3 protein-coding genes are annotated in these 4,096 nt (G+C 65.5%); all 3 read right to left on the bottom strand.

Annotation, left to right across the window (positions count from 1 at the left end; translation table 11 throughout):
• The coding region (locus PCE31107_RS23835) for a methyl-accepting chemotaxis protein (RefSeq protein ID WP_150610794.1) at positions 1-2,169 on the bottom strand (2,169 nt) is incomplete at its 3' end.
• 72 nt (positions 2,170-2,241) lie between these two features.
• Positions 2,242-2,757, bottom strand: a complete 516-nt coding sequence (locus tag PCE31107_RS23215) for a chemotaxis protein CheW (protein ID WP_017231684.1) — start codon at positions 2,755-2,757, stop codon at positions 2,242-2,244.
• A 17-nt stretch (positions 2,758-2,774) separates the two neighbouring features.
• Positions 2,775-4,096 (bottom strand): chemotaxis protein CheW (locus tag PCE31107_RS23210; RefSeq protein WP_174966764.1); only part of this gene is annotated, 1,322 nt, incomplete at its 5' end.

The raw sequence follows: 4,096 nt of genomic DNA, 5'->3' as shown, positions 1-4,096 counted from the left end.
GCCTGCGCTGGCCCGTGCCGGTGCCGCGCGGGCCGCCGAGACCGCCGAGACCGCCGGGACCGCCGGGACCGACGTCGTAGCGGCCTCCGGCTGGCCTTGCGCGGAGGCGCTGTGATGCGCGGTGGTGCTGTGCGCCGCTGCTGCCTTGAAGGCGTCGCCGACACGGAACACAGCCACGGCGTCGCGCAAGCGACCCGCCTGATCTTCGAGCGAGCCGGCGGCCGCCGCGGCTTCTTCCACGAGCGCCGCGTTCTGCTGAGTGACTTCGTCCATCTGCGTCACGGCGCGATTGACCTGCTCGATGCCGCTCGATTGTTCGCTCGATGCCGCCGAGATCTCGCCCATGATGTCGGTCACGCGCTGCACCGCCTGCACGATTTCCTCCATCGTCTGACCGGCCTGCGCCACCAGCGTCGAGCCGCTCTCCACGCGCCCGACCGAGTCTTCGATCAGCACCTTGATTTCCTTGGCCGCCGCCGCGCTGCGCTGCGCCAGCGTGCGCACTTCGCCGGCCACCACGGCAAAGCCGCGGCCCTGTTCGCCCGCGCGTGCCGCTTCCACCGCCGCGTTCAACGCCAGGATGTTGGTCTGGAACGCGATGCCTTCGATCACGCTGATGATGTCGACGATCTTGTGCGAACTCGACGAAATCCCGTGCATCGTGTCGACCACGTTGCCGACCACGCGGCCGCCGCGGGCGGCGATCTCAGAGGCGTTCACGGCCAGCACGCTCGCCTGCTTGGCGTTGTCGGCGTTTTGTTTGACCGTGGCCGTGAGCTGCTCCATCGACGACGCCGTCTCTTCCAGCGAGGCCGCCTGCTGCTCCGTGCGCGCCGACAGATCGGTGTTGCCCGCCGCAATTTCGTGCGAGGCCACGTTGATCGATTCGATGCCTTCGCGCACGTCCGAAACGATAGACAGCAGGCTGTTCTTCATGACGGTAAGGCCGAAGAGCAACTGGCCGATTTCGTCGCGCCCCGTGCCTTCCGCCTTGACGGTCAAGTCGCCCGCCGCGATCTGCTTCGACATCGAGAGCGCCACGCGCAATGGGTGATTGATCGCGCGACGCAGCACGCTGCCGAGAACGAACAAGAGGATGATGCCGCCGATCACCGCGATCACGGTGGCCGCACGCACGAAGGTGTGGGCTTTCTGCGATTGCTGATACAGGTCGGTCGCCTGGGTGAGTTCAAGGCGCGTGAGTACATTGAGTTCGTCACGCATCGGGCCATAGGCCGGCTTCACCTTTTCGAGATACGTCTGCTGGGCGCCTTCGGCCGAACCGGCCTTGAGCATCTCGACCGTCTGTTGCAGGCCGTCGGTCGTAAAGCGCTGGCGAATCGTGTTGAAGCGCTCGGCTTGCGCGCGCGTGTCCGGGTCGACCGACGCCATGTATTCGGCCCACTCGCGGTTGATGTCGTCGAGGCTGCTCGTGATCTCGTCGCCCGCGCGTTTCATCGCGTCGAGGTTCGGGCTGCCCACGGCTTCGGCCACGAGCAATACGTCGCGGTCGAGTTTCTGTCCGATGACCGCCAGCGTACTCACCGGCACCATGCCGTGCTGATATACGCGCAGCAGTTTCCCGTTGCTGCTCGACATCCCCCAGAGCCCCAGACCGCCAACCACGGCCAACAGCGTCGCACCGAGCACGATGATCCCGGTCAGCCGCGCGCGCAGCGTGTCCAGACGGATCTTGCGCGCCACCGCCGCGAATCCGCCGCGCTCGACCTGACCACCGCGAATGCGCAAGTTGCCGGCCTGCCCGCTGCGAAAGCGCGCGTAGACCGTCTCGGCCTGCGCCGTCGTGCCTGCCGCCGGACGCACGCGCACCGACGTGAAGCCCACCACGGCGCCGTTCTCCAGCGTCGGCGTTACCGTTGCGAGCACCCAGTAGAAATCGCCGTTCTTGCGGCGGTTCTTGACCAGCCCGGTCCACGTATCGCCGCGCTTGACCGTCTCCCACAGATCGCCAAACGCTTCCGGCGGCATGTCCGGATGGCGAACGATGTTGTGCGGTGCGCCCAGCAGTTCTTCACGCGAATAGCCGCTCACCTCCACGAAGGCGGGATTGGCATACGTGATCCGCCCCTTCAGATCCGTCCGTGAGATCAGGTACTGATGCTCGCCGATGACGAATTCATTCTGGGTAACGGGCTGGTTATTGCGCACGTGCTCGGTCTCCGTGGATGACAGGTCGGGGGGTCTCGGGTGTGTCAGGTGTGTCGGGTGGCGCGCCGGGTCTCAGCTCGCCAGACGCTCGATGAGCGCCATGTCGCTGCTGGTCATGAGCTTCTCGATGTCCATCAGGATCAGCATGCGGCCTTCGACGGTGCCCAGTCCGGTGATGTACTCGGTGGCCAGTTGCGCGCCGAATTCCGGCGCCGGCTTGATTTCGCCACGGGCGAGCGTGAGCACGTCGGAAACCCCGTCGACCACCATGCCGACCACGCGGCCCGCCACGTTCAGAATGATCACGACCGTTTGCGTGTTGTACTCGACGCGGCCCAGACGGAATTTGATCCGCATGTCCACGATCGGCACGATGATGCCGCGCAGATTGATCACGCCCTTGATGAAGTCCGGCGCATTGGCGATGCGCGTGACCGCGTCGTAGCCGCGAATCTCCTGCACCTTCAGAATGTCGATGCCGTATTCCTCGTCACCGAGCGTGAAGACCAGAAACTCCTGACCGTCGCCATCGGTCTGCATGGCGCCGCCCTGGCGCGACACGGCATGTTCTTGCGAAAGGTTGTCCATCTGACGCGTCTCCGACTTCAGTTGAAGATGGTGGCGGCCGCCGAGCGCTGGCCGCGCTGAAGCGCCGCCACGTCGACGATCAATGCCACACTGCCGTCACCCATGATGGTGGCGGCGGAAATACCGTGAATACGGCGGTAATTGGTTTCGAGATTCTTCACCACGACTTGCTGCTGACCGACCAGTTCGTCGACGAGCAGCGCAAAGCGGCGGCCTTCGGCCTGAAGGATCACGATGATGCCCTGCGTGGGATCGGCGCGCGCCTCCGGCACGTCGAACGCGCGGTACAGCTCGACGAGCGGCAGGTACTCGCCGCGCACCAGCACGACCTGACCTTCGCCGGTCACGGCGCGAATGTCGTCGCGACGCGGCTGTAGCGACTCCATCACGAAGTTCAGCGGCAGAATGAAGATCTCCGGTCCGACCTTGACGGACATGCCGTCGAGAATCGCGAGCGTGAGCGGCAGCACGATGCGGATCGTGGTGCCCTTGCCGCGCGTGGACAGAATCTCCACGTGCCCGCCCATCTGCTGGATGTTGCGCTTGACGACGTCCATGCCCACGCCGCGGCCCGACACGTCGGTGATCGCCTCGGCGGTGGAGAAGCCCGGCATGAAGATCAGTTGCCATACGTCTTCGTCGGACATCGCGTCCGAGACCGGCAGCCCCTGCTGCTGGGCCTTCGCAAGAATCTTCTCGCGACGCAGGCCCGCGCCGTCGTCGCTCACTTCGATCACGATGTTGCCGCCCTGATGCGCCGCGGACAGCACGAGCTGACCGACCGGGTCCTTGCCCGAGGCCAGGCGAAGCTCCGTCGTCTCAATGCCGTGATCGAGGCTGTTGCGCACGAGGTGCGTGAGCGGATCGATGATGCGCTCGATCAGGCTCTTGTCGAGCTCGGTCGCCTGACCGAACGTGACGAGTTCGATTTGCTTGCCCAGCTTGGTCGCGAGGTCGCGCACCAGGCGCGGGAAGCGCGAGAACACGTAATCCATCGGCATCATGCGGATGGACATCACGGCTTCTTGCAGATCGCGCGCATTGCGCTCGAGCTGGCCCATGCCGTTGAACAGGCGATCGTGAAGCATCGGGTCGAGGCTGCTCGCCGTTTGCGCGAGCATGGCCTGCGTAATCACCAGCTCACCCACCAGGTTGATGAGCTGATCGACCTTTTCCACGCCCACGCGAATCGAACTGTTCTCGTGTCCGGCCGCGCCGCCCGCCGGTGCGGCCGGACGCTTCTCTGCCGGCGGATGCGCCCCATTGCCACCACCGCCACCGCCAGCGCCGGCATGCGCGGCGGGCGCCTCGGGCGCCTCGGGCGGCACGATGATCGGCT

The sequence above is a fragment of the Pandoraea cepalis genome, from assembly GCF_902459625.1.
Classification (GTDB): Bacteria; Pseudomonadota; Gammaproteobacteria; order Burkholderiales; family Burkholderiaceae; genus Pandoraea; species Pandoraea cepalis.
Note: the sequence above shows the minus strand (reverse complement) of the source record. Positions and strands in the feature narration are given on the sequence as shown.